A 23,839-nucleotide genomic window follows, 5' to 3' on the forward strand; every position below is an offset into this window, starting at 1 on the left:
CGCATCATCCTTGGTGGTCGGTGTGGAGGGTGGAGATCAGGCGAATCTGTTCTTCGTAGGCCTGGGCGAAGTCGCGGGCCAGCAAACGCTCGCTCCAGTCATCGTCCTGACGCAGCGCCTGGTGGTAACGGCCGAACGCTCTCCAGCGCCCGCCGGATGTGGCGATCAGCGGCTTGTTGTCGCGTTCGAAACGCAGGGTCAATTGCTCTGGCGAGAAGTGCTCCAGCGTGCCGCGTACGGCGGCGCGGCTGGCGGTCAGCAAGGCCACCTGATGCGCCTGCAAATCGCGGAATGCACGGGAGATGGCTTGTTCGGCCGGCAGATGCCCGGGCTTGCTCGGCTGCAACAGAATCTGCAGTGCTTCGCTCGGATCAACGGCGAATTTCAGCGGGTTCTTGTTGGTGCCTTGCACGGTGGTCTGGGCCAGACGCAGTTCGTTTTTAAGCTCCGAACGGGTGCGCAGGCTCTGCTGCAAACCGCCGACGCTCTGCCGCAACAGACGCGCGGCGTTCAGCGCCAGCGCTTCACGTTCGTCATGGCTGAGGCCTTTGACATCGACACCCAGCGCAGCACCGAAGTGATCCCAGAAACCTTCGCTCTGACGCTCGACGGCTTTAGGCGCCGGAGCAGGCTCAGGTTCGACGGGCGCGGCGATCAGTTCCGGCACCATCAGGCTTTCCATGTCGATGCGCGCGTAGTCGGCACGCTGACGGGAGTCTTCAGGTTTGGTGTTCGGCGCCAGCAGTTCGTCGATTTCCGAGTAGACGCGCTCTTGCTGTTCGAGGGCGTTGAGCGGGTCGAGATCGAGAAACGCGTCGTCAGGGATGATGCTGCCAGCGGCGCGCGGACGGCCGACTTCACCATCGAAGGTCGCCGGGTCACGCACCAGTCGCGCGCGAATCTCGAAGTCGCCGAGCACGTAAGTGCTGCCGTGTTCGATGCGCACCGGTTCGCCTTTGTGCAGACGTGCGCCGCTTTCGCCGTCCTGCACACCGTTGCTGCTGGTGTCGGTCAGGAAAAACGTGCCTTCGCGGTAGCTGACAATCGCGTGGTGATTGGACAGATGACGCTTGCGGTCAGGGATGATCCAGTCGCAGTCCTCGCCCCGCCCGATGACGCCGCCGGCCTGTTTGAAGGTCTTCTGGCACAACTCGGTGGGCACGAACTGCTTGGTGTTCAGCATTTCGAAAACCAATTCCATGTTTGATGCTCCTTGCGGTCACTTGCCGCGATTGACCGCTTGCGGATCACCCAACGGGCGATAGTCGTTGTCGTTGAATTTGTAATTGCCGCTACAGCCGCCAAGGCCGCATAGAACGACGAGGGTCAGCAGGACAGCGTGCCAGTGACGAACAGACATCAGAGGGTCTCCAGGGGTAGACAAAGCACAAAGCGCCGACCCTTGCGGGCGGCGCTGAAATTGGTTTTTGCGAGGATTTCGATGACGTTTTGCCTACCCATCGAAATCTCCCAGATTGATGTTCAGACGGCCAAGCCGATACAGCAGCGTGCGTCGCGGCAGGCCCAGTTCGCGGGCGGCGAGGGTCTGGTTGCCGTCGTTCTTGCGCAAGCAGTCGAGCAATAAAGTGCGTTCGACCTGCTCCAGACGTTCGCGCAGATTCAGGTGGCTGTTGTCTTCCAGCATCGGCTCCATGCGCAGGGAGAAATGCTCGGCGAGCAACTCACCGCCCTCGCACAGCAGCACCGCACGCTCGACCAAGGCCTTGAGTTCACGCACGTTGCCGGGGAAGTTGTAGCCGGACAGGTGTTCCAGCGCAGCACTCGACCAACGCACCGGATCGCGCTGCAAATACGTGCAGGTCTTCTCGGCGAAGTGCTGGGCCAGTTCAAGGATGTCGCCGTCGCGCTGACGCAGCGCCGGCAACTCGATCGGGAATTGCGCGAGGCGGTAGTACAAGTCCTCGCGGAATTTGCCCTCACTGACCAGCGTCGACAGATCGCGGTGGGTCGCGGCGATGATGCGTACGTCGATCTTGTGCGTGTCGTTGGAACCCAGCGGACGAATCTCGCCTTCCTGCAACACGCGCAGAATCTTCGCCTGCAACGACAGCGGCATGTCGCCGATCTCGTCGAGCAGCAGCGTGCCGCCATTGGCCGCATCGAACAGACCGGCACGATCACGATCGGCACCGGTGAAGGCGCCTTTGCGATAGCCGAACAGTTCACTTTCCAGCAGATTCTCCGGAACCGCCGCGCAGTTCTGCACGATGAACGCCTGCGACCGACGCGGGCCGCAATCGTGAATCGCCCGCGCCACGACTTCCTTGCCGGTGCCGGTTTCGCCACGCAACAGAACCGTGTACGGACTGTGCAGGACTTTGCTGATCAGCGAATGGGTCTGGCGCATCGCCGCGCTTTTACCGATCAAGCCATAGCCACTGATGCTCGGCACGCTGCGCGCCACCGTGGTCGATTCCGCCAACGGCTGACGCAGGCGTTGCAACAAATGCAATTGGCCAAGCACGAACGAGCCGAGCTGGCCAAGGGAATCAGCGAAGCCTTGCAGGTTCGTACGTCGGCGGCTGGCGCACAGCAGCAGGCCTTCAACAGCTTTGTGCTGATTGACCAGTGGTACGCACAGCAGCGACTGCCACGGCGAGGTTGCCGCCGGCAGAAAACTGGTTTCGTGCAGGCTGCCGCTCAAGTCGTCGAGGCACACCACGCGGTTCTGGCACAGGGCAAATTGCAGCAGTTGCTCACCGTTGTAATCCGCCGGCAGGCTCGCCGCTTCACGCGGTTGCAGGGCGCCGTCGAGGCATTCGGCGTTCATCCCCAGGCACGTGTGGGTGGCGTCGAGCAGATACAGCTGCGTCAACTCGCAACCGCTCAGCTCGGCCAGACCACGCACGAAGTCACCCAGCAACGCAGCACCGTCCGCCGCCCGCGACAGACTGGCGAACTGCGCCAGCAACGCTTCGGCATAGACCAGTGGCTGCGGCACCTGAGTGAACATCACGCCCACCTCAGGCGAACTCGCACGTCACGCTGGCTTCACCGTCGAGCGTGGCATGCACACGCTTGAGGCTTTCACCGGTGGCCATGGCGTCGAGCAGACGATCCGCAACCAGCGGCAAAACGTGCTGGTCGAGCAGATGGTCGATCAGGCGCGCGCCGCTGTCGCTTTGCGTGCAACGCTCGGACAGGTGATCGACGAGGTTCTGGCACCAGCTGAAATCCAGCTGACGACGATTCAGGCGCTCGCCGAGACGACCGAGTTTGATCTCGATCAGCTCGCGCAACACCGGGCCGCCGACCGGGTAGTACGGCACGACTTTCATCCGCGCCAGCAGCGCCGGTTTGAAGTGTTTGCTCAGCACCGGGCGAATGGTTTCTTCGAGGACTTCGGCGGTCGGGCGTGCGCCGTTCTCGCAAAGGTCGCTGATCTTGTCGCTGCCGAGGTTCGAGGTCATCAGGATCAACGTGTTGCGGAAGTCGATCTCGCGACCTTCGCCATCGTTGGCCACGCCTTTGTCGAAGATTTGGTAGAACAGGTTGAGCACGTCCGGGTCAGCCTTTTCGACTTCATCGAGCAATACCACCGAGTACGGTTTCTGCCGCACGGCTTCGGTGAGCATGCCGCCCTCGCCGTAACCGACGTAACCCGGTGGCGCGCCGATCAGGCGGGAAACGGTGTGCTTCTCCTGGAATTCGGACATGTTGATGGTGGTGATGAAACGATCACCGCCGTACAGCAAGTCAGCGAGGGCCAGTGCGGTTTCGGTTTTACCGACGCCGCTCGGGCCGACCAGCAGGAACACACCGACCGGTGCGTCCGGTTTGTTCAGGCCGGCAGCGGTGGCGCGCATCGAGCGATCCAGTGCGTGCACGGCTTGTTCCTGACCACGAATGCGCGTGCGCAGGTCGGTGGCGAAACTGGCGACTTTGGCGTTGTGCTCGCGGGCCAGTTGCGCCAACGGCACGCCGGTCCAGGCGCTGATCACTTCGGCGACCAGACGCGGGCACACTTCGAAGCTGACCAGACGTTCTTTGACTTGGGCGGCAGTCAGTGCACTGTGGGTTTCGTTGAGCTGGGCTTCCAGCGCTTCGACGCTCTGGCCTTCTTCGACTTCGGCAGCGACGGTTTCGATCACGGTGCCTTCGGCGTCTTCTTCAACGGTCACCACTGGCTCGACCGCAGCAGCTTCGCGGGCCTTGGCCAGTTGCTGACGCAGTTCCAGCAGGCGCTCGGCCAGTTGTTTCTGTTCAGTCCACAGGGTTTCCAACGCGACCATTTCGTCTTCGGCTTCGTCCAGACGCGCTTCCAGCGCATCCAGCGCTTCGTGGTCGATCAGCAGACCGGCTTCGGCATCGCGGCGCAGGGCCTGACGCTGACGGCCACCTTCGGCCAGTTCGCCACGTAGACGCTCAAGGCTTTCCGGGGCGGCGGCGAGGCTGATGCGTACGCGGGCGCAAGCGGTGTCAAGAACGTCGACGGCTTTGTCCGGCAGTTGTCGACCGGCCAGATAACGTGCGGACAATTCCGCCGCCGAGACCACCGCGTCATCACGCAGATAGATGCCGTGGCTCTTCTCGTAAACCTGGGCCAGACCACGGAGGATGGTCACCGCTTCGCTGACGGTCGGTTCGTGCAGTTGTACTGGCTGGAAACGACGGGCCAGCGCCGGGTCTTTCTCGAAGTATTTCTTGTACTCAGCCCAGGTGGTTGCAGCGATGGTACGCAGTTCGCCACGGGCCAGTGCCGGCTTCAGCAGGTTGGCCGCGTCGGAACCGCCCGCGTTGCCGCCCGCGCCGATCAGGGTGTGGGCTTCGTCGATGAACAGAATGATCGGTTTCGGCGAGGCTTTCACTTCGTCGATCACGCCTTTGAGACGACGTTCGAATTCACCTTTGACGCTGGCGCCGGCCTGCAAAAGGCCCATGTCCAGCGACAGCAGTTCAACGCCTTTGAGCACTTGCGGTACTTCACCGGCAGCAATGCGCGAAGCCAGGCCTTCGACGATGGCGGTCTTGCCGACACCGGCCTCACCGACGACGATCGGGTTGTTCTTGCGACGACGGGCGAGGATGTCGACCATCTGCCGGATCGCGCCATCACGGCACAGCACCGGGTCGAGTTTGCCGTCGCGGGCCTGTTGAGTCAGGTTGTGAGTGAAGCGCTGCAACAGCGATTCGCCCTGCGCGGCAGGTTTACCGTTGGCCGCCGGTTGTTCCTGTTGCGACAGGGCAAATTCTTTCAGGCGATCGATATTCAGCTTGGCGAGCAGCGGCTGATAACGGCTGCCGGCATAACGCATCGGGTTGCGCAGCAAAGCGAGGATCAGCGCCGCATCTTCAACCTGGGTCTGGCCCAGTTCGAGGTTGGCCACCAGCAGCGCATCTTGCAGCCACTGCACCAGCTCCGGGGCGAACACCGGGTTACGCGAAGCGCTGTGTTCGACGCGCGATTGCAGCGCGGCGCTCAGTTCACCGGCGTCGACGTCTGCATCCTGCAGTGCGCGCGACAGCAAACCGTTCGGTCGCTCGAGCAGGCCGAGCATCAAATCTTCGACGAGGATCTTGCTGCCGCCACGGGCCACGCAACGCTCGGCCGAACGCTCAAGATCACGACGGGTTTCGGCGTCCAGCGCCTGGATGAGTTGTTGCAGGTCTACGTTGATCATGGCTCACGTCCTTAATGAATTTTGCTGCCCAGGGTCACCACGCCGTCCGCTTTTTCGCGGCCCAGCCAACTGGTCCAACCGAGGCGACAGGCGTTCTGCTCACCGATGCGCAGTTCGCGGATTTCTTCCTGGCGCAGGACCAGGCGAATGTCGTAATCGAGCGGGTCACGCAAGGTGAACCGCACCAGCGCGCAGAGCGGCTGGTAACCGAAACCGATCGGCAGGAATTCATGGAATCGCTGCCAGTCGAGTTCGGTGATGTGAATGCGGAATTTGCCGCTGCGGTCGCGCACGTGTTCGCCGAGCACAAGGTCTTCACCGAGCAGGCTGTTGGCGCGGCCCAAACGATTGCGCTGCTCTTCGAGAATTTCTACGCGGCGCTCGATGCACTGCTCGATGACCAGGTCTTCGTGCTTGAAGTAGTAACGCAGCACGGCTTCGATCAGCGCCGCCGAGTGCGCGCGCAAGCTGAGTAGGCCGAGGTACGGCAGCAAGCGCTTCCAGTTGAGTTCCTTGGCCTTGCGGATCTCTTCGCCACCGAGGCCGATCAGGGCGAACAGCTGCGACGAGAACGGGTCAATCGCGCCGCTCTGGAAGCTTGCGCGGTAGCGATACTTGCGCCAGATCGGCAGCATCAGCCGTTGCAGGCGATGGTGGAACAGGTCGAGGAAATTGCGCGTCGGGTTGCCGTCCTCGCTGTCGCCCAGGGCTTGTTCGCCGTAGAACGCCGGCAACGGCGAACCCGAGCCGACCAGGCCAATCAGGTTGAAACGCATGCGCGCGCGCATCTGCCCGTGCTCTTCGAAAAACTCGACGCGATCGACGTCGCTGCGCGGAAAGCCCAGGCTCGGGTTGGCCTGAAACTCCACGTGGTCGTACAGATCGTCTTCGCTCAGGTACGGGTGTGCTTCGCGCAGCCGGTCGATCACCAGCAGCACGGCCTGAAACAGCGAGTACTCGCGTATTACCTTGGTCAGCCCGCTTAAAGCAGGGGCTGCAGGCCCATACGTGGTGTCCATTGGTACACCTCTCCCTGTGTGCTTTTTACGCGCAGCTCATGGAATGAATTGAGACTGGCGTAAAGCGCGAAAAACTCGTTAAGAACCGAAGCGAAAACGAACAGGTCGCCTTCGCCGATATACCCTTCCGGGTCGATAGTCAGTTCGGTGCGCAGACCGCGCACCGGCAACCCACGGTGCAAGCGGTCGACGTGATGATGCTTGATGTGCTTGAGGCCGCCGAGCAGGCGTTTGCTGACCTTCTCCGCGTGCTGGTCGTAGTAGCGCGGCAGGTCGTAGGTTTCGAGAATCACCTTCAATGCATTGACGTCGGCCAGCGACAGATAGTTAAGCGACATGTTGCTGATCAGCTTCCACAGGAAGTCACGGTTCAGCGGTGGCGCGAAGCTCGACGTGGCCGGGGTGATGTTGCGGAAACTCAAGAACTCGGGCGTCTCTTCGCAGGCCATGCAGATGTCGCCAAGCTTGAGCTTGCGCGGCAGGTTCTGGTTGGTGCAGATCAGCTCGATCGACAGGGTTTCGTGGGCTTCGGTGTGACGGATGCCGAAGCTCAGGTAGGTGTCGAGGCCGTCGTGCAGCAAGGACGAGCGCTGGCGGATGCTGTAATGCGGACGGCTATTGGGCACGTCGAAACTCGGGTCGTGCTCGAAGGATTCGAACGGCACGTATTCCTGATAACCGAGGCCGCCGGGCTTCCAGCCGGTGACGGTTTCCACCGAGAACACGCCGCAGTTTTCCAGATCGTATTCCGCTGGCAGCAGCAGGTATTCATCTTGCTTGCCGTCGAGGCGGATCGGCAGCGCGTCGTGGGCGAACAGGTTGGCAATCGGCGTGCAGAACAGCTTCACGTTATCCAGCGTCGGGCGCATGCGCATGATGCCGCTCTTGCGAATATCGAAGCGCAATTCCAGGCCGCGCATCTGCTTGAGCGTGTCTTCCGGCAGCGCGTTGATGATGTCCAGACCGTTGACGTCGACGAACAGGAACTTGTCCTGGAAGGCGAAATATTCCTGCAGGTAGCGATAGCCACGGAAGGTGTTCAGCGGATACGGGATCAACGCCTCTTCTTCGGCAAAGCCCACCGGTTTGACCCGATCACCGGGAATCTTGAATGCCATCGGCTTGCCGCTGACGCCATCGATGGGTTTGCCGGCACCGTCGAGCGGGATCAACTCGATGCCTTCGAGGTTGCGCAGCAGGCTCAGGTAGAGCATCTGGCTGATGTAGCGCTCACCGGCAAAGTGCAAACGCAGCTTGCTCAGTTCCAGCTCACCGAGGTGGCCATCGGCGCTCATTTCCAGACGCAGGCTGAGCAGCGAGCCGTCGCCCTTCACCGAGTAGTTCAGCGCAGCCAGATCCAGCGGCAACACGTCAGTCGGGTAGCAGGTGCGGAAGCGGCAACGCACGTCTTCGATCGGTTTGCTTTCAATCGGCGTATCGCGCTCGACGCGCAACGCCGGCCCGGATCGCTTGAGCGGGTCGAACTGCAAAATGCTGAACGCCGGCAGCGGGCGCATGTAGTTCGGCCACAGCAGCTGCATCAGCGAATGGCTGAGCTCCGGCAGCTCGTCATCGAGCTTCTGGCGCAGACGCCCAGTCAGAAACGCAAAGCCTTCGAGCAACCGCTCCACATCCGGATCCCGCCCTGCCTGGCCCAGATACGGCGCCAACGCCGGACTACGCTCGGCGAAACGGCGACCGAGTTGGCGCAGTGCGGTGAGTTCGCTTTGGTAGTAGTGGTTAAAGGACACGGGGTACCTGCCTGGTAGTGGAACTCATCAAAAAAATATCCTGTAGAGCGCGACCGTCACGCCGGCACAGACATAACCGCCAATCAGCAGGAACGGCACAATCGAGATCCAGCCGTACGCCATGTAGGCATCACTGAGCTGACCGACGACCAGACTGAGCAAGCCATACAGCATCCATGGCACGGCGTAGAACGGGATGAACTTCACCGGCGCCCACCAAACCATCCGCAATGCCTGTTGCTCGTTGCGGCTCTGCGCCGATCGGGACATCCACAGCGAAAAGCCCAGAAGCCCGGGAATTCCCCACCACAACAGGTACTGCCAATAAATTCCGGACGACTCGGGTGTTGAATACTCGCCATTCCACAGGTCATAGGAACTGATCGCCAACACCGCCAGCAATGGCCACCACAATGCAGCCATGAAGAAACTCAGCTGCGCGCGACTAAGCATGGCTGGCCCCCGAGGCGAGCTTCGCGGCTTTTGTGCCTGCACATTTTCGCTTGTACCAGGCGTCCAGCCCGTGGCTGAGGAGGATCGCCGCCAATGTGAACGCGCCCTGACCAATGCCATACAACAGCGCCCGCAGCGGGTGATCCGGCAGCATCCAGAACAGCACCAGCGCCACCCAGATCGCCCACAGCACCAACTTCACGCGCAGGACCAGAATCATCGCCAGCAGCCAATTGAAAACCAGAAAAAACTCGTAGAGGAATTTGCTGGTCAGGCGAATGTTCACGCCACGGGAGGTAAGGCTGCCGTAGGTCGAGATGTACCAGTCGGCCGCAAAGTTATTCAGCAACGTGTAGCCGACACAGAAAAAACTGTGGATCAACAGGCAGCAGACGATGCGGGCCGGCAGGTTCATGCGCATCTCATTCGGGCCGGCAGTCATGGGCAAAACACTCCATCCTTGAGCGTCCAGCTGCGTTGCAATCCATCGCGCTCGCGTTTGACGCCGAGCAAGGCGTTGCGCATGTCATCGGCACTGACCAAGCGCGTGCGTTCAGGCCCCTTCACGGTGAGCGCATAGCGACAGCTGACTTGCTCGTCGACGTCTTCGCCGTAGGATCTGTAGCTGGCCACACTGATCCGTTCGCCCGGTGCAACAACACGCGGCTCGATCACTGGCAACCAGTTGGTCGAGTGCTGCGTCTGCACTTCAAGCGGCACGCCACAGGTGTTGACCAGGTAAATGTCGTTCATATAAACCAGCTGCGTCGTGCAGCCCGCCAACAGCAGGCCGGTCAGCGCCGACAGCGATGTCATGCAGGCGCAAAATCTCACTGAACACGCCCTCCCTTGCTCGCCGTAATCGGCACGTACGAGTCAATGAAGAGGTATTCACCGTCGGAAGCGCTGACACGGTTCATCGTCAACGGCTTGCCATCGTGGGTGGCAAAGCGCACCCAGCCTTCCTTGACGAGACTGCCGCCCTCCGAGCGCACCTCAATGAAGTAGTCCGGCGGCATCGACCGGGTAATTTCGATGAAGTCGCCACCATCCTCGGCACCACGCCATACCGCGTCGGGGTAGCTGGGCAATACCGGCTTTTTCGAGTGACTCCAGCTCAATTTGATCGCGACCATCACGACCGCAATGATGGCCAATGCTCCGATCAGGCTCAGCAGATGATTGAGCCATTTCCAAACACGCACCCATTGCGTCATGGCCTACACCCTGTCTCGCTCTGGCGGTTGAACGCGGCGCTGATGTCGTGAGTCACCAGCATCGCCAACAGCGTCAGACCACCTGCCAATGCGCAATACGCCATGGCGCGAACGGGATACTGCGGCAGCAGGTAAATCAGGATCGCCAACATCATGAAGATCGCCACACCAAACTTGATGGCGAGGCGATTGATGAACACCAGCACAAGATTCAGCGAAGCGAAAAAGTAAAAAACGAGGTACATGCCCATGCCGATGGCCACGCCACGGGAGGTCAGCCCGCCCATGAGCTGTTTGTAGACAGGCACGGCAAAGTTGTTGAGCACGATGTAGAGCACGCAGGCCAACGAATGCACGGCCAATCCAATGAGTCGGCTACCCATCAGTTTTCCATCACTTTATAGGGGGTGCTCCAGGTCCTGGAGTACTCGTGAGCCAGCCGTGCCGCCGTCGTTTTCACGTAACAGGCAGCCGAGAGCAGTGCAGCAACAGCCAGGGCAACAAATAGCAAAGCGCTACGCCCCAACGTTACCAACATGCTCCGGTGAACGGCGCTCTCTCCCATGGTTCTAGTTCACCTTCACTTGTCCGCTGCCATCCAGGCGCGCGGAAAAACTGACCTGACGCTTGAACCCTTCAACTTCCAGCAGGCCTTCGATGCTGAAGGCCAGGCGAAGTTGATCGTGGTCACGCGGCAGGGAAATGACACGCACATTGCTCAGGCGCGGCTCGTAGGCTTCGATGAAGTTTTCGATGGCCAGACGGGCCTGACTCAGGGAGTCGTGCAGGCTCAGGCGCATGTCATTGAGATCGGGCAACCCGTAGTCGGCCAGCGTTTGCACGCTGCCGGCCCGGGTGCTGAGCATTTTGGCCAGATGGGCAGCCACTGACGCCATGGCACAAGCCTCAAGGCTGTTGCCCTTGCGTAGTTGCGCGTCGCCGTTGAGGCGTTCGAACAGGCTGCCGTATCCGTCCATGAGTCGCTCTTACTCTTTGTCCAGCTTGCCAACCAGCGACAGGGTGAAATCGGCACCCATGTACTTGAAGTGCGGACGCACGTTCAAGCTCACGCGGTACCAGCCCGGCTCGCCTTCAACGTCGCTGACGATCACTTGCGCAGCGCGCAGCGGACGACGGCCACGGACTTCGGCGCTCGGGTTTTCCTGGTCGGCAACGTACTGACGAATCCACTTGTTCAGTTCCAGCTCGAGGTCGGTACGTTCTTTCCACGAACCGAGTTGCTCGCGCTGCAGCACTTTCAAGTAGTGAGCCAGGCGGTTGACGATCATCATGTACGGCAGTTGGGTGCCGAGCTTGTAGTTCAGCTCTGCGGCCTTGCCTTCTGCGCTGATGCCGAAGAACTTCGGCTTCTGCACCGAACTCGCGGAGAAGAACGCCGCGTTATCGGAGCCTTTACGCATGGTCAGGGAGATGAAGCCTTCCTCGGCCAGTTCGTATTCACGACGGTCGGAAACCAGAACTTCAGTAGGAATCTTGGTTTCGATTTCGCCCATGCTTTCGAAATGGTGCAACGGCAGGTCTTCAACCGCGCCACCGCTCTGCGGGCCGATGATGTTCGGGCACCAGCGGAATTTGGCGAAGCTGTCGGTCAGCTTGGTGCCGAACGCGTAAGCGGTGTTGCCCCACAGGTAGTGCTCGTGGCTGTTGGCAACGGTTTCCTTGTACACGAACGATTTGACCGGGTTTTCTTCCGGATCGTACGGGTTACGCAGCAGGAAACGCGGCACAGTCAGGCCAACGTAGCGGGAGTCTTCCGAAGTACGGAAGCTCTGCCATTTGGCGAATTGCGGGCCTTCGAAGTGGTCTTTCAGATCTTTCAGATCCGGCAGGCCGGTGAAGCTTTCCAGACCGAAGAATTTCGGGCCGGCAGCAGCGATGAACGGCGCGTGGGACATGCACGAAACGCTGGCCACGTACTGCATCAGCTTGACGTCTGGCGAGCTTGGCGACATGTAGTAGTTAGCGATGATCGCGCCCACAGGCTGACCACCGAACTGGCCGTATTCAGCGGTGTAGATGTGCTTGTACAGGCCCGACTGCATGACTTCCGGCGAATCTTCGAAATCGTCCAGCAGGTCTTCTTTCGAAACGTTGAGGATTTCGATCTTGATGTTTTCGCGGAAGTTGGTGCGGTCGACCAGCAACTGCAGACCACGCCACGACGATTCCAGAGCCTGGAAGTCCGGGTGGTGCAGGATTTCGTCCATCTGACGGCTGAGCTTGGCATCGATCTCGGCGATCATGCGGTCAACCATGGCCTTTTTGACCGGCTCACCGTTGTTCTGCGGCTTGAGCAGTTCTTCGATGAACGCCGACACACCGCGCTTGGCGATGTCGTAGGCTTCGTCGTCCGGAGTCAGACGGGTTTCGGCGATGATGCTGTCGAGAATGCTGTACTCGCCGTTGCCGGCGCTCTTCTCTTGTGCTGCGCTAGTGCTCATTGTGTTGGCTTCCTTGGCTGGAGTCTCAGGCGTCCGGGGCTGCGGCGTTCAGGCCCAGCTCACCGAGTACGCGACCGCGGGATTCGTCGTCGGCGAGCACGCCTTCGATCGCTTTACGGAACGCAGGTGCGTTACCCAGCGGGCCTTTGAGGGCCACCAGCGCATCGCGCAGTTCCATCAGTTTTTTCAGCTCAGGCACTTGCTCGACCAGGCTGGCCGGGTTGAAGTCCTTCATCGAATTGACGCGCAGTTGCACAGCCAGCTCGTCGGCCTCGCCATCTTCCTGCAGACGGTTCGGCACGCTCAGCGTCAGACCCAGTTCTTGCTTGGCCAACACTTCGTCGAAGGTCATCTTGTCGATGCTGATCGGCTTGCGATCTTCGATTTTGCGATCGTCCTTGCGGTGGGTGTAGTCACCGATTGCCAGCAGCTTCAGCGGCAGTTCAATCTCTTCCTGAGCACCGCCGGTGGCGGGTTTGAAGGTGACGTTGATGCGTTCCTTGGGGGCTACCGAGCCTTCTTTGGCCATGGCTTTTCTCCTTGCGGTTGTGGCCCTGGGGCCTATTCGAGTACCACTTCGAGGTCGAGGTGGCACAGCCTGCGATAAATCTCTTCCTTGCGTTCACGTACGGCATGGTTCTGCGGCAACAACTCGCAGCAGCTATGCAGTAAATGCAGCACTTCCAATGCAAGATCGGGCTCCCAGGCGTGCAGGCCTGAGTCCTGTAATGTCTGATCGAGGGTTTCCAGCTGGTTCTTGGCCAGTTCGTATTTCTTGGCCATGAAGCACAGGCGCGCGAGGGCGAACTGCCAGAAGAAACGTTCGCGTCCGCCGTGGGCCGACTGCAAACCTTGCTTGAGCGTCTGCACGGCCGGCTTCAGGCCTTCCTTGCGCAGCAGCGGCAGGACTTCTTCGAGGGCCTTTTCCCAGGCCGGCTGGGTTTCGACGTTTTCGCTTTCGACCTTGCGCGGCGCACTGGCGCTTTGCAGGTGCGGCATGACGTTGGCGGCGATCCACGCCCGGGTGGACGGATCGGCAAACGGCGCGCCGTCATGGAAGCGCAACTCGACAATGCCGGGCAGCCGTTGAACCAAAAGCGCGAAGTGGATTTCCACTTCGCGCATTGCCAACTCGGCGTTGAGGTTCTGGAGACATTCCCAGACCATCCTCTGGCCATCGAACCAGAACGGCGCCTTCGCCAGGCTTGCCTCCAGTTCCACCAGCAGGTCAGCGTATTTACCCTGATCGAAACGGTCCTGATAGAGCTTGAGCTTTTCCAGCGGCAAACCGCGCAGCACGGTGATCTGCTCGGCGTTGCGCTCGGGCACCGCGTCAATGGTCATCCACAGCAGCGTGCGATTGAGGCGCAGGGCGCGCAGGTCGGTGGCTTTCTGCTTGAGCCACCAGGCGCACAACGGGCGGGCACTTTCCTGCTGGGCGCGCAGGGCTTTGTGCGCCTCGCGCTCGTTGTCGATCGGTGCGCCGGGGGTGAGCAACTGGCTGGCAGCCTGCTTGACCTGCGCCACCGCCGCACCGACCACACCGGGGGCTGGCTGATTGTCGGCCGCGCGCTGGATCATGGTTTTCAGGCGACGGGAAATCGGCAGTAGCAGCGGCGAATCATCGCCCAGGTGCTCAGCACACGCCGCTTCGAGACCGGACAGGTGCTCGGAGAGCTGCCGGAACATCGGCAACTGCTCTTTGATCGCAATGTTTTCGGTGATGACCTGCTCGAGACGCGGCACCAGCCAGCCGATCGCGGCGGCACGGGTGCGGGGTTTGAGCGGGTGAACGTCGGCCCAGTTGTTTTCCGACAAATGGTGCAGCAAGCCGAGACCGGCAAGGAGGCCGGGGAAGGATTCGCGCTGGTACAGCGACCAGGTCAGCCAGGCGCCGACACGCAAATCCTTGGATTGGGTACGCAGCAGATTTTCGCTGTTTTCGCGGATTTTCAGCCAGTCGATCTGCCCGCTTTCGTGCATCGACGACGCTTTGGCCAGCTCGCTTTCCAGCGCCTCGAATTCGCTCGAAAAACGAACGTCTTCGCCCGCGAAATTCTCTTTGGAAACAGAGACTTTAGCGAGTTCGAGGTAATGGGCGGAAAGTTTGCTTGAGTAGGACATCCATGGCCTTTATTAAGGATTACAGTCAGGCGCCTGTTGGAGTAACCGTGGCGCGGGACAGTATCGAAGAGCGGTGGTGCGACTCATCCAATTGAGATGTGCTCTTTCAAGTGGGCGCATCGTAATCACTATGATGGCCACTAGCAAGCATCTGATTAAACAACAAGACGAAGTGTTCATTGGGGCCTGTAGGAGATTGCCCTATATGTCGCAAGGGAATCCCTGATAGTCATTTATATTCGCCACATTTTCCTGCCTCCTGCCAAAACCCTGAGCTAGAGCGCTCCGACCCTCTGAGTGGGCATCCTGCCTTGCGCCCGTCCCAATACACGGCGGCAAGCATGACAACTCTTGAAAAAAATAGAAGTAGGACTCTTCCTAAAATGTAGCGGCCTCTTTGAACAATTTAGCGCGGACAATGACGAACAGAAAAAGTGCCATCAATTTGATGGCAAAGTATTTTTGTGAAACTTTCACAGCCCCGAAACACTGCACATTCGTGCTAACTCAATAAATACCGAAGTAGTCTCCTACAGCCCTTTCCTTCAATTCATACAACGTTTTACAACCCGGAAGTCTCTGACAAATGACAGAGACACTTCTTACATCAATTTATTTCCCGCGCAGCTAGCGTGCCTTGGCAAATTTTTTATGCGTGGCGATCACGGAGGATCGGACACCGCGCAATGACTCACTTTGCTTAAGGACAAGCCTATGTTCGGTACGGGCAATTGCGCGCTGTTTACCCTGCAAATTCCTGCTTTTCGTCACGACTTCAAGGTGCTTTCGTTCAACGGCGCTGAAGCCGTCAGTCAGCTGTATGTCATCCGTGTCGCACTGGTGAGCGAGCGGACTGATGTCGATCTGGAAGCGTTGCTAAGCCGACCTGCGTTCCTGCAATTCGGCGCCAATCAGGAAGGCATTCACGGGCGCATCGAAAACGTAATGCTGGCGGAGTTCGGCAAACGCCTGACTCGCTATGAGCTCACACTGGTGCCCGCGCTGCACTATCTGCAATTCAGTCGCGACCAACGGATTTTTCAGAACCTGACGGTGCCACAAATTGTTGCGCAGGTTCTGCAACGCCAGGGCATTCAGCCCGATGACTTCACCTTCAATGTCACCACCAGTGCGGTGCGTGAGTACTGTACGCAATACGGCGAGGACGACTTCCGTTTTATCCAGCGCCTGTGCGCCGAGGACGGCATCGCGTGGCATCACCAGCACTCGGTCGACAGGCATTTGCTGGTGTTCAGCGACAGTCAGGTGTTTTTCCCAAAATTGGGAGCGACCGCTTTTCAGCCTGACAGCGGCATGGTTGCAGAACATCCGGTGGTCAATCACCTCACCATGGGCTTCAACACTCGCACCAGCACGGTCACCCGTCGCGACTATGACCTGAAACGCCCGAGCCTGTTGCTGGAGAGTCGCTTCACCGCCGAGTTCACGCCCGAACTTGAAGACTATCGCTATCCGCTGCTCATGACGTCCGAGAAACACGGCAAACGGCAGGTGCGCCATGCACTGGAGCGGCACCGCAGCGACTATCAATGGATTGAGGGCAAAAGCAATCAGTCGACACTGCGCAGCGGTCATCTTTTCGACCTGACCGAACATCCGCGACCGGACTGCAACGAGATGTGGTTGCTGCTGAACATCACTCATGAAGGTAAGCAGCCCCAAGTGCTGGAAGAGGCTTTCAGCAGCGATGACAAAACGGCTGATGGTTTCACTCAAGGTTATCGCAACACCTTCAAGGCAATCCCGGCCGATGTGCTCTATCGCCCGCCGCTGCCAGCGCCAAGACCTGTGCTGGTTTGCCAGACCGCGCGAGTCACCGGGCCGCCCGGAAGAGAGACGTTCTGCGACGAATACGGCAGGGTTCGCGTCGAGTTTCCATGGGACCGGGCAGAACTCGATAACGAGAAGAGCAGTTGCTGGATACGCGTTGCCTCTAGCTGGGCCGGGGAAGGTTTCGGGGCGATGACCATTCCGCGCATCGGCATGGAAGTGGTCGTGACCTTTCAGGAGGGTGACCCGGATCAACCGCTGATCACCGGGTGCGTGCCCAACAAGGTCAAATCCCCCGCCCACCCACTGCCGGCCAACGAGACCCGAACGGTGTTGCGCAGCCAGAGCTCTCCGCGCAATGGCGGATACAACGAACTGTCGATCGAAGACCGTGCAGGCCAGGAGAAAATCTACCTGCGGGCTCAGCGCGATCTGGAACAACTGATCCTTAACGACAGCCACAGCCTGATTACCCGCGACCGCTTCGAGCAAATTGGCAATGACAGCACCAGCCTGATCGAGGGCAAGACACTGCGCACCCACCACGGAGTGCGAAGTACGCAGATCAACGCCGATGATCTGCTGACCGTCAGTGGCATCAGCAGTCACTCGGTTGGAGCGCTGGTGATTCAGGCCGGCCAGCAGGCGCATGTCACCGCGAGCAGCGTGGTGATCGACGCCGGCATGAGCCTGACGCTGTCGGCGGGTGGGCACCACATCGTCATCAACGCCGGCGGGATTTTCAGCAGCGTGCCCATCGTCGAGGGCGGTGCGCCGTTGGCGGGCATCGCGCCACTCCAGCCGCTGCAGGCAGTGGGCGGCATCGCCCCTCCTGTCAGTGCCACACCGCTGTCGATCGTCAACAGTGCTCGCCAGCAAGCGGCGGATTATTGCCCGCTGTGCGAAGCCTGTGCGGCTGGGCAGTGCGGCCTGGGAGAAGTCGCATGAACCGGGTCGAACTATGGCTGCACGAGCAGTCCCGCGCCGGACGTGATCTGTTTCTGATGCTCGACTCCGACGGTCAGAGTGAAGCACGCACGGCGCTGGCCGCCGACCTCGGCACTGAGCGATTTCGTCATTTGTACGCGGGCACGGCGGCTGAGTCATTGGCGCAAACCGGCCCGCTGCTTTTGCAGATCGACACGGCGCGCCACCCCGTCATCCTGTCATTGCTCGACATACCCGATCGCCATTGGGGTTGGCTGGCCAGCGCCGAGCATGTCGCTCTGGATGATCTGGCAAGCCATTGGCGCGAGCGCGTGGTGACCGGTGAACGCCCCAACCTGGCGGTGTATCGCGTGCATGACAACCGCGTGCTCGAACGCGCGCTGGCGCATCTGCAACCCGAGCAATACGCAGCGTTGCTCGGGCCGGTCAGCAGCATCTGTTACTGGCATGCCGGGCAATGGAACGTCGCCGACAACCCGGAACCCGGCGAACACCCGCTGCCCATCGACCCACCATGGCTGCAGACGCCCATACCGGAGCTGATTTACGCCAACGTGCTGTTCGACAACGCCCGACGCTATCTGGTGGGTGAGCACACTGAAGCGATGGCCAAGCTAGCGGAGCAACTCGACATGGATGACTGGCTGTGGGGACAGATTCAGCTGACGCGCCTGTGGGGCTGGCAGCAACCGGAGCAAGTGCACTTTTTGCTGACCCAAAGTCTTCAGCTAACGGGGTATGTGCCGCCCAGGTCATGGTCGCCGAAACCTGAAGAAGACCCGACGGCGCATTTTGAGCGGGTGTATCAGCAGGTGCTGTATTGGCAGGAGAGCGGCCCCCTATGAGACGTGCATTTCAATATCTGGCACTTGGCAGTTGCACTGCATTGATCCTGGGCTGCTCTGCGGTTGGTACGCCGAACACGTTTACCTTTGTTCCTGACTTTCCACCCAACTTCAAGTACGACCTGACGGCCACCTATGTGCCCGCCAAAGATCAAACATGCTCGGTACCCGGTGGAAAAGGTACTCAGCTTGGGTTCAACAAAACCAACATGAAACACGCAGGCACTTCCGTAGTCCCGCTTTACAGAACCGTAAGCGACTGCCCGCTGGCGCTGAACCATGTGGAGATCAAGGTCATCGGTGTTTTTGGCCCCGGACGAAGTAACAGCAGCTATGACTACGCCTCATTTGCAGTGCGTCCAGAGTTGCTGGAGCGACAAATGGGTAGTTTCAGAGATGACGAGACAGCTGAGTTCATCGGTGAGTGTATGTGGTTTTTTCGCACCGTCAGTCCCAAGCGTTACCTCATAAAAATGTTGAGATGCAAAAAAATGGATGAGCAGGGCAATGTTGGACAAAGCCGCCCCTCCACGGCGTACACGCTGACTCAGCTAGCGGGAATAACCGTAAGGCTGAAGATCAAGTTGGCTGATGAAGAAAGGCCCGGCTGGGGTGACACCTGGGTTGAAGTTCCCGGTGGCTGGAAGCGCTGTTTGGGTGAAGGTATGGAGGATCAGCGTGGTTACTGCAATGGGAATTACAAGGACTTCAGCACCTTCAGGATGGTGGATGAGCGCATTTGCACAATTTATCCGGGGTGTACTGAGAATAAGGAAGAAACTCCATGAGCATGGAATCTTTAGAGACGAATGTTGCGATTTTTATGCAGGGCAACATCCACGCCTGCCCCAAGCGCGGGCATTCGACCAGTTTTCAATTGGTGGATGAGCTTGGTAACGGCAAACCCTATGCGGGCTTGACATACGAAATCATCGATTATGAAGATACCGTCTACGCCGGAAAACTGGATGTCAAAGGTTGCGGCAAGGTAGATAACCATTACTGCGGCCCATTAATACTCAAGCTCAGTCAGCCTTTCACAGGAACAGAAGCGCTCTATAAAGATTTGAGGGCAAGGGAGCACTACCCCCTGCCCATCACCGAACTCCAGGTGCGCGCCGAAAAAACCCGGTTCTTCAACAAATCAGGTGTACGCACCCAAGCCAATCCTGCAAAAGACCTTGCGGCAAACGCTGCCTATTACCAGGTTGAAGTGAGCGAACTGGTCAAGCATATAGCGCACTTGCCGCCCTTGGCCCAGCGTAGTGATCCGCCGAATATGGTGGTTCACAAACTCATGCGATCCGCACACAAAACCAGATCCTTTGCGCAGGTTGATGCAAGTGTCCCGGATAAAGGGGCAAGCGCGATCTTCAGTCAGGAAGACCGGGGCATGGTGGAGTTGGGTTTTTCTCCACCCCCGCCCAAACTTACAGGCATTGCCTTGCTGCCTAACAAACATCATGTGCTGGAGGTGCGCCCCATGAGGGCATTGCGCCCGATGCTGTCGACGAGCAACGAATTCTGCGCACTCAACCTTTATCAACTGTCATTGATGGCCACCCTTAGTTACACCGATTTTGGCCAGGAGCCGAACACCCAACCGGTGAAGACCGACAGCGTGAGCTTCCCCTTGCAGCCCAGCAGCGGCAATTGGTTTGGCCATGCTCTGCCGCAGTTTGATGAGTTGTGGAAAGTCGATGCGTCGCAAACGAAGAAGTACTACCCGTTGTATGAAGAAGTCCCTTACTCGAAACGGCTGGAAGTGGTGCCGTTCGATCCACAGCACTACTCCGAGGTGAATGATCCAGCATTGGGGGATGAACAGGAACATCCGGCCAAGCTGCACTTTTTCGATGATCGCAAACAAGCCGACAGTACGGACACCCAGGCCTTTATTACGCATCACGACGAGTTGATATTGATCAGTGTCCGGGGAACCAGTGAAGTGTTACCCGATGGCCTGCGTGATGGAGACGCCTACCAGGTTCCTTTTCAAGAAGGAGAAGGCAAGGTGCACCGTGGCTTCTACGGCGGTGCCCAAGCGGTTTACCCGTTTGTGGTGAGTTATCTGGAGCGATTCTACAGCGGGCAAAAACTGCTGATTACTGGACACAGCCTGGGCGGGGCAATCGCACTGATATTGTCGGAGATGCTGCGACGCGATCCACAGTACTTAACGCAGATCGTTCTCTACACCTACGGCGCCCCTCGCGCCGGCGACACCACTTTCATCGAAAGCGCCCAGCCACTGATCCACCATCGCATCGTCAACCAGAACGACCCTGTACCCAGCGTACCCGCCACATGGATGAATACCTTCGCCAATCCAAAGCCAATGTATATCGCCAACGGTGCAGTGCTGGTTATTACACCGGCCGCCGGTTTTGCCTTGCTTGTCTGGGGAATGACCAACTTCTTCGGTGACGATTACGGCCATCACGGCGCGCTGCACCACTTCATGCCAGTGGTGTTTGGCAAGGAACACCAGTCATCCATTCTCTGGCAGCCGGGCTGCAGCATCATCAACGATCACGGCTGCGCCGAAGCCTTGCGAAATATCAATGGCTTGCCCAAACGCGGCGCTTTTCTGAAGCAGCTCTTCGCGGCAGGCGATCACTCGATGGTCGGCAGCTACATCCCCGGCTGCTGGGCAAGCCTGCGCCGCTGGCAAGAGGCGCAGCAGCTCAATCGCTCGTTGGTCACACCACGGGAGTTCGAATGGGTCAGCGGCGCATTGGAAAATATCAGAAAGCAACTGCGTGCCGTTGAGCGCGAGATCCAGGCTCACCCCAGCGCCTATGTCCGTCACCAGGAAAGAAATCACAAAACCACGGTTCTCAACAATGAAATAGACAAAATCAAAATGACCCAGGCGCGCCTGGTCGACCTGCGCGGCCAGCGGGTCACCGAAGCCGACGTTTACGGCAGCTACGCCGACCAGCCCGAGTGGGTGCAGGAAAACCTGCTGCGCTGGAACGCTCACCCGGAAAACCTCGTTCAGGAACAACTGGCGATGATTCCGACAGCCGCCGAAGACCACGATGCCGCTATTGCCGCAATGACCGGTGGGCATGCCGTTGGCGCGCCGTTTCAGCTGGATATTGATTCGATTGTGTAGTGGCTAAACAACGCGCGGGCAAACCTTGGCTATGCCAGAATCCAATGCCAAAGAATTCGGCACCCTATACAAAGGCTGGTAAGGAGCTTCACCTCATGGAATTGAAAGCCGTTTTTTTCGCAGCACTTATGTGGCTGCCAACCACCCAAGCATCAGCGGACACCCCGTCACTGGACGGCCATTATTACCTGATTGGCGCGATGGAAATGGGCGCTGAATTGCTGCTGCGCAAGGACGGCACCTTTGACGCGGGTGTGTCGTACGGCAGTGCCGACGGTTTTGCCAAAGGCAACTGGCAGGTGGACAAGGACATACTGACGCTGAAAAGTGCAACCAAGCCTGCTTCCGATAACGATTTGTCTGCCCTGTTCGAGGATCTGCAATTGACTATTGAGCCAAATTGCCTGGCCGTGGACTTCGGCAATGGCAAGGCCTGCTTCCGGCGTCAATAAGCCGATTTGCAGCCACAAAAAATGGGCACCCGACCGCAATCGGTGTGCCCATTTTTTATTACAGTGTTCCCCCGCTATTCAGGGGATCCGCCGCACTTATGGATTAACGCTGTCTTTCAACGACTTGCCTGGCTTGAACGCAACGGTGTTGCTGGCCTTGATTTTGACCGGTTCGCCGGTCTGCGGGTTTTTGCCGGTGCGGGCGCCGCGGTGGCGTTGCAGGAAGGTGCCGAAGCCGACCAGCGTCACGCTGTCCTTGCGGTGCAGAGCGCCGGTGATTTCTTCGAGAACGGCGTTGAGTACGCGGTTGGCCTGTTCTTTGGTCAGATCTGCTTTTTCAGCGATTGCAGCGGCGAGTTCTGGTTTACGCATTAGTGAAGCCCCTTTGACGGTTTTTTGTTGTTATGTCCGTGCTGTTCTCGTTGGAACAGCGCCCAAGGCGCCGCAGGCTCTACTCTGCGGCAGACGGGAGTGAGAATGGCACGCGGATACCGGCGGCGCCAGTCTCCCCGCGACCTTTGTAGGGGCAAAAGCGGGGTGATTCCGACAGAACGACCGGTATTTACGCCAGCAGGGCCGGAAGCTGTTTGTTCAGGGCCAGTTTTTCCATGACCGCCGCACCGGTCAGCGCATAACCGAGCAACTGACCGTCGGCACCGTGGCACAGCGCCTTGATGTCGGCGCCCTGCCCTTCAACGGTCCAAACGCCTTCGCTACCGCGTGGCGGCGGCGAAACCACCAACGGGCAAACCGGGGTTTTCACGGTGATCGGCATCGGGCCGTAGCTGACCGCCGTAGGGTTTCCTGCCAGTGTTTGTGCCAGTGCTCGCGCACAGCTCATGAGGGGCATTACGTACAGCAGATTCAGCCCGTCGACCTCGGCGCAGTCGCCCAAGGCGTAGATATTGGCGTGAGAGGTTTTCAGGTGCCGATCGACCACGACGCCGCGATTGACCTGTACGCCAGCGGCCGCCGCCAGATCGATGCGCGGACGCAGGCCGATGGCCGAGACCACCACGTCGCAAGGAATGACCTGGCCGTCGGACAGATGCGCTTCCAGTCCGTCGGCGACTTTCTGCAATCGGGTCAGCACGGGGCCGAGGTGGAATTTCGCACCGAGGCTTTCCAGTCCGGCCTGCACGGCAGCCGCAGCGGCCGGGTGTAGCAGCATCGGCATGACTTGTTCACAGGGTGCAACCAGTTGCACTTCGTAGCCGCCGAGGATCAAGTCGTTGGCGAATTCGCAGCCGATCAGGCCGGCGCCGAGCAACAGCACCCGGCGCTTGCCGGCCGCCGCTGCGCGAAAGCGCGCGTAATCTTCGAGATCGTTGATCGGGAACACCAGATCCGCGCCATCGCCTTCGATGGGCACACGCACGGTTTCTGCACCCCAAGCGAGGATCAGGTCGCGGTAGTAAACCGCTTCTTCGCCGATCCACAAGCGCTTGTGGCCGGCATCGATGCCGCTGATGCGCGTGTGGGTGCGCACCTCGGCTTTCAACTGCTCGGCCATGGCGCCCGGTTCGGCCATGCTCAGGCCATCGGCGTCTTTGTTCTTGCCGAAACCGGTGGAGAGCATCGGCTTGGAGTAAGAGCGGCCGTCATCAGCCGTGATCAGCAGCAGCGGGGTTTCGCTGTCGAGTTTGCGAAACTCGCGGGCCAGGTTGTAGCCCGCAAGGCCAGTGCCAATGATGACGACAGGTGCGCTCATGCCTTATTCCTTTCGATTTGCTTAGTTGATTTCGATCATTTCGAAGTCCATCTTGCCGACGCCGCAGTCCGGGCACAGCCAGTCTTCCGGTACGTCTTGCCACAGGGTGCCCGGCGCGATGCCGTCATCCGGCCAGCCATCGGCTTCGTTGTAGATCAGGCCACAGACGATGCATTGCCACTTTTTCATTCAGGTACTTCCTCAGGGTTCAGGCTGGGTGCCGGCGCGGACGGTCGATGGGTGTTGCGCTGCCATCCGGCTCAGGGCGTTTTGTACTGATGGTGCCGGGCAGATGCAAGCCTG

The 23,839-nt window shown here is 59.3% G+C and carries 23 protein-coding genes; 5 read left to right on the forward strand and 18 right to left on the reverse strand.

The features are described from left to right. Window positions 1-4: 4 nt before the first annotated feature. From tagH to tssA, 15 genes are all read right to left on the reverse strand, one after another. Window positions 5-1,201 carry a type VI secretion system-associated FHA domain protein TagH gene (gene tagH / locus HU718_RS00355; RefSeq protein ID WP_186613291.1) on the reverse strand — a complete coding sequence of 399 codons (1,197 nt, stop codon included), beginning with the start codon at window positions 1,199-1,201 and terminating at the stop codon, window positions 5-7. Window positions 1,202-1,219: 18 nt separating this feature from the next. Then, window positions 1,220-1,360 (reverse strand): hypothetical protein, encoded by a 141-nt coding sequence (locus HU718_RS00360; protein ID WP_003229566.1) that lies wholly within the window; start codon window positions 1,358-1,360, stop codon window positions 1,220-1,222. A gap of 93 nt (window positions 1,361-1,453) precedes the next feature. After that, window positions 1,454-2,974, reverse strand: coding sequence for a sigma-54 interaction domain-containing protein (locus tag HU718_RS00365; RefSeq protein ID WP_186613289.1), 1,521 nt, complete (start codon window positions 2,972-2,974; stop codon window positions 1,454-1,456). A gap of 10 nt (window positions 2,975-2,984) precedes the next feature. Then, window positions 2,985-5,642 (reverse strand): type VI secretion system ATPase TssH, encoded by a 2,658-nt coding sequence (tssH, locus tag HU718_RS00370; protein ID WP_186613287.1) that lies wholly within the window; start codon window positions 5,640-5,642, stop codon window positions 2,985-2,987. Between the two features lie 11 nt (window positions 5,643-5,653). Beyond that, window positions 5,654-6,661, reverse strand: coding sequence for a type VI secretion system baseplate subunit TssG (gene tssG, locus HU718_RS00375; protein ID WP_034152087.1), 1,008 nt, complete (start codon window positions 6,659-6,661; stop codon window positions 5,654-5,656). Next, entirely contained in the window at window positions 6,625-8,412 is a 1,788-nt protein-coding gene (gene tssF, locus HU718_RS00380; protein ID WP_007920286.1) for a type VI secretion system baseplate subunit TssF, read from the reverse strand. Before tssF ends, tssG begins: the two co-directional genes overlap by 37 nt. A gap of 27 nt (window positions 8,413-8,439) precedes the next feature. Then, window positions 8,440-8,835 (reverse strand): hypothetical protein, encoded by a 396-nt coding sequence (locus tag HU718_RS00385; RefSeq protein WP_224795027.1) that lies wholly within the window; start codon window positions 8,833-8,835, stop codon window positions 8,440-8,442. A 22-nt stretch (window positions 8,836-8,857) separates the two neighbouring features. Continuing rightward, window positions 8,858-9,307 (reverse strand): hypothetical protein, encoded by a 450-nt coding sequence (locus HU718_RS00390; RefSeq protein ID WP_150728987.1) that lies wholly within the window; start codon window positions 9,305-9,307, stop codon window positions 8,858-8,860. Continuing rightward, entirely contained in the window at window positions 9,304-9,681 is a 378-nt protein-coding gene (locus HU718_RS00395; protein ID WP_150706246.1) for a hypothetical protein, read from the reverse strand. Before HU718_RS00395 ends, HU718_RS00390 begins: the two co-directional genes overlap by 4 nt. A 14-nt stretch (window positions 9,682-9,695) precedes the next feature. Continuing rightward, window positions 9,696-10,082, reverse strand: a complete 387-nt coding sequence (locus HU718_RS00400; protein WP_150706245.1) for a hypothetical protein — start codon at window positions 10,080-10,082, stop codon at window positions 9,696-9,698. Further along, entirely contained in the window at window positions 10,079-10,465 is a 387-nt protein-coding gene (locus HU718_RS00405) for a hypothetical protein (protein WP_150706244.1), read from the reverse strand. The genes HU718_RS00400 and HU718_RS00405 overlap by 4 nt, the downstream gene beginning before the upstream one ends. Before the next feature lie 186 nt (window positions 10,466-10,651). Next, window positions 10,652-11,059 carry a type VI secretion system baseplate subunit TssE gene (gene tssE / locus HU718_RS00410; RefSeq protein WP_041476611.1) on the reverse strand — a complete coding sequence of 136 codons (408 nt, stop codon included), beginning with the start codon at window positions 11,057-11,059 and terminating at the stop codon, window positions 10,652-10,654. Between the two features lie 9 nt (window positions 11,060-11,068). Then, complete coding sequence (tssC, locus tag HU718_RS00415) at window positions 11,069-12,544, reverse strand: type VI secretion system contractile sheath large subunit (RefSeq protein ID WP_007920272.1); 1,476 nt, start codon at window positions 12,542-12,544, stop codon at window positions 11,069-11,071. 25 nt (window positions 12,545-12,569) lie between these two features. Next, a complete protein-coding gene (tssB, locus tag HU718_RS00420; RefSeq protein ID WP_003229587.1) occupies window positions 12,570-13,073 on the reverse strand; it encodes a type VI secretion system contractile sheath small subunit in 504 nt (167 codons plus the stop codon). A 32-nt stretch (window positions 13,074-13,105) separates the two neighbouring features. Then, window positions 13,106-14,668, reverse strand: a complete 1,563-nt coding sequence (gene tssA, locus HU718_RS00425) for a type VI secretion system protein TssA (protein ID WP_038359349.1) — start codon at window positions 14,666-14,668, stop codon at window positions 13,106-13,108. Between the two features lie 714 nt (window positions 14,669-15,382). Between tssA and tssI the strand changes: the two genes are divergently transcribed. From tssI to HU718_RS00450, 5 genes are all read left to right on the forward strand, one after another. Beyond that, window positions 15,383-17,407: a type VI secretion system tip protein TssI/VgrG gene (gene tssI, locus HU718_RS00430; protein ID WP_186613286.1), complete on the forward strand. Its 2,025-nt coding sequence runs from the start codon at window positions 15,383-15,385 to the stop codon at window positions 17,405-17,407. Beyond that, window positions 17,404-18,252: a DUF4123 domain-containing protein gene (locus HU718_RS00435; protein ID WP_186613283.1), complete on the forward strand. Its 849-nt coding sequence runs from the start codon at window positions 17,404-17,406 to the stop codon at window positions 18,250-18,252. The genes tssI and HU718_RS00435 overlap by 4 nt, the downstream gene beginning before the upstream one ends. After that, window positions 18,249-19,040 carry a hypothetical protein gene (locus HU718_RS00440; protein ID WP_150706240.1) on the forward strand — a complete coding sequence of 264 codons (792 nt, stop codon included), beginning with the start codon at window positions 18,249-18,251 and terminating at the stop codon, window positions 19,038-19,040. The genes HU718_RS00435 and HU718_RS00440 overlap by 4 nt, the downstream gene beginning before the upstream one ends. After that, window positions 19,037-21,373, forward strand: coding sequence for a lipase family protein (locus HU718_RS00445; RefSeq protein ID WP_186613281.1), 2,337 nt, complete (start codon window positions 19,037-19,039; stop codon window positions 21,371-21,373). Before HU718_RS00440 ends, HU718_RS00445 begins: the two co-directional genes overlap by 4 nt. 95 nt (window positions 21,374-21,468) lie before the next feature. Then, window positions 21,469-21,825, forward strand: coding sequence for a hypothetical protein (locus tag HU718_RS00450; RefSeq protein ID WP_186613279.1), 357 nt, complete (start codon window positions 21,469-21,471; stop codon window positions 21,823-21,825). Window positions 21,826-21,921: 96 nt separating this feature from the next. On the opposite strand, the gene HU718_RS00455 is transcribed toward HU718_RS00450, so the two are convergent. The 3 genes from HU718_RS00455 to HU718_RS00465 form a co-directional block, all read right to left on the reverse strand. Next, window positions 21,922-22,197, reverse strand: coding sequence for an HU family DNA-binding protein (locus tag HU718_RS00455; RefSeq protein WP_003213368.1), 276 nt, complete (start codon window positions 22,195-22,197; stop codon window positions 21,922-21,924). Between the two features lie 190 nt (window positions 22,198-22,387). Continuing rightward, window positions 22,388-23,536, reverse strand: coding sequence for an NAD(P)/FAD-dependent oxidoreductase (locus HU718_RS00460; protein WP_186613277.1), 1,149 nt, complete (start codon window positions 23,534-23,536; stop codon window positions 22,388-22,390). Window positions 23,537-23,557: 21 nt separating this feature from the next. After that, window positions 23,558-23,725, reverse strand: coding sequence for a rubredoxin (locus HU718_RS00465; RefSeq protein ID WP_003437744.1), 168 nt, complete (start codon window positions 23,723-23,725; stop codon window positions 23,558-23,560). Window positions 23,726-23,839 lie beyond the last annotated feature (114 nt).

The organism is Pseudomonas tensinigenes (assembly GCF_014268445.2).
In the GTDB taxonomy this organism is placed as follows: domain Bacteria; phylum Pseudomonadota; class Gammaproteobacteria; order Pseudomonadales; family Pseudomonadaceae; genus Aquipseudomonas; species Aquipseudomonas tensinigenes.

What these genes read in the sequence shown, in the direction of transcription:
- tssA (WP_038359349.1), bottom strand. Translation starts at nt 14,668, where the DNA reads ATGTCCTACTCAAGCAAACTTTCCGCCCATTACCTCGAACTCGCTAAA.
- HU718_RS00390 (WP_150728987.1), bottom strand. Translation starts at nt 9,307, where the DNA reads ATGACTGCCGGCCCGAATGAGATGCGCATGAACCTGCCGGCCCGCATC.
- HU718_RS00450 (WP_186613279.1), top strand. Translation starts at nt 21,469, where the DNA reads ATGGAATTGAAAGCCGTTTTTTTCGCAGCACTTATGTGGCTGCCAACC.
- HU718_RS00445 (WP_186613281.1), top strand. Translation starts at nt 19,037, where the DNA reads ATGAGCATGGAATCTTTAGAGACGAATGTTGCGATTTTTATGCAGGGC.
- HU718_RS00465 (WP_003437744.1), bottom strand. Translation starts at nt 23,725, where the DNA reads ATGAAAAAGTGGCAATGCATCGTCTGTGGCCTGATCTACAACGAAGCC.
- HU718_RS00455 (WP_003213368.1), bottom strand. Translation starts at nt 22,197, where the DNA reads ATGCGTAAACCAGAACTCGCCGCTGCAATCGCTGAAAAAGCAGATCTG.
- HU718_RS00385 (WP_224795027.1), bottom strand. Translation starts at nt 8,835, where the DNA reads ATGGCTGCATTGTGGTGGCCATTGCTGGCGGTGTTGGCGATCAGTTCC.
- HU718_RS00365 (WP_186613289.1), bottom strand. Translation starts at nt 2,974, where the DNA reads ATGTTCACTCAGGTGCCGCAGCCACTGGTCTATGCCGAAGCGTTGCTG.
- tssG (WP_034152087.1), bottom strand. Translation starts at nt 6,661, where the DNA reads ATGGACACCACGTATGGGCCTGCAGCCCCTGCTTTAAGCGGGCTGACC.
- tagH (WP_186613291.1), bottom strand. Translation starts at nt 1,201, where the DNA reads ATGGAATTGGTTTTCGAAATGCTGAACACCAAGCAGTTCGTGCCCACC.
- tssE (WP_041476611.1), bottom strand. Translation starts at nt 11,059, where the DNA reads ATGGACGGATACGGCAGCCTGTTCGAACGCCTCAACGGCGACGCGCAA.
- HU718_RS00460 (WP_186613277.1), bottom strand. Translation starts at nt 23,536, where the DNA reads ATGAGCGCACCTGTCGTCATCATTGGCACTGGCCTTGCGGGCTACAAC.
- tssI (WP_186613286.1), top strand. Translation starts at nt 15,383, where the DNA reads ATGTTCGGTACGGGCAATTGCGCGCTGTTTACCCTGCAAATTCCTGCT.
- HU718_RS00395 (WP_150706246.1), bottom strand. Translation starts at nt 9,681, where the DNA reads ATGACATCGCTGTCGGCGCTGACCGGCCTGCTGTTGGCGGGCTGCACG.
- HU718_RS00405 (WP_150706244.1), bottom strand. Translation starts at nt 10,465, where the DNA reads ATGGGTAGCCGACTCATTGGATTGGCCGTGCATTCGTTGGCCTGCGTG.
- HU718_RS00360 (WP_003229566.1), bottom strand. Translation starts at nt 1,360, where the DNA reads ATGTCTGTTCGTCACTGGCACGCTGTCCTGCTGACCCTCGTCGTTCTA.
- HU718_RS00400 (WP_150706245.1), bottom strand. Translation starts at nt 10,082, where the DNA reads ATGACGCAATGGGTGCGTGTTTGGAAATGGCTCAATCATCTGCTGAGC.
- HU718_RS00435 (WP_186613283.1), top strand. Translation starts at nt 17,404, where the DNA reads ATGAACCGGGTCGAACTATGGCTGCACGAGCAGTCCCGCGCCGGACGT.
- tssB (WP_003229587.1), bottom strand. Translation starts at nt 13,073, where the DNA reads ATGGCCAAAGAAGGCTCGGTAGCCCCCAAGGAACGCATCAACGTCACC.
- tssC (WP_007920272.1), bottom strand. Translation starts at nt 12,544, where the DNA reads ATGAGCACTAGCGCAGCACAAGAGAAGAGCGCCGGCAACGGCGAGTAC.
- HU718_RS00440 (WP_150706240.1), top strand. Translation starts at nt 18,249, where the DNA reads ATGAGACGTGCATTTCAATATCTGGCACTTGGCAGTTGCACTGCATTG.
- tssH (WP_186613287.1), bottom strand. Translation starts at nt 5,642, where the DNA reads ATGATCAACGTAGACCTGCAACAACTCATCCAGGCGCTGGACGCCGAA.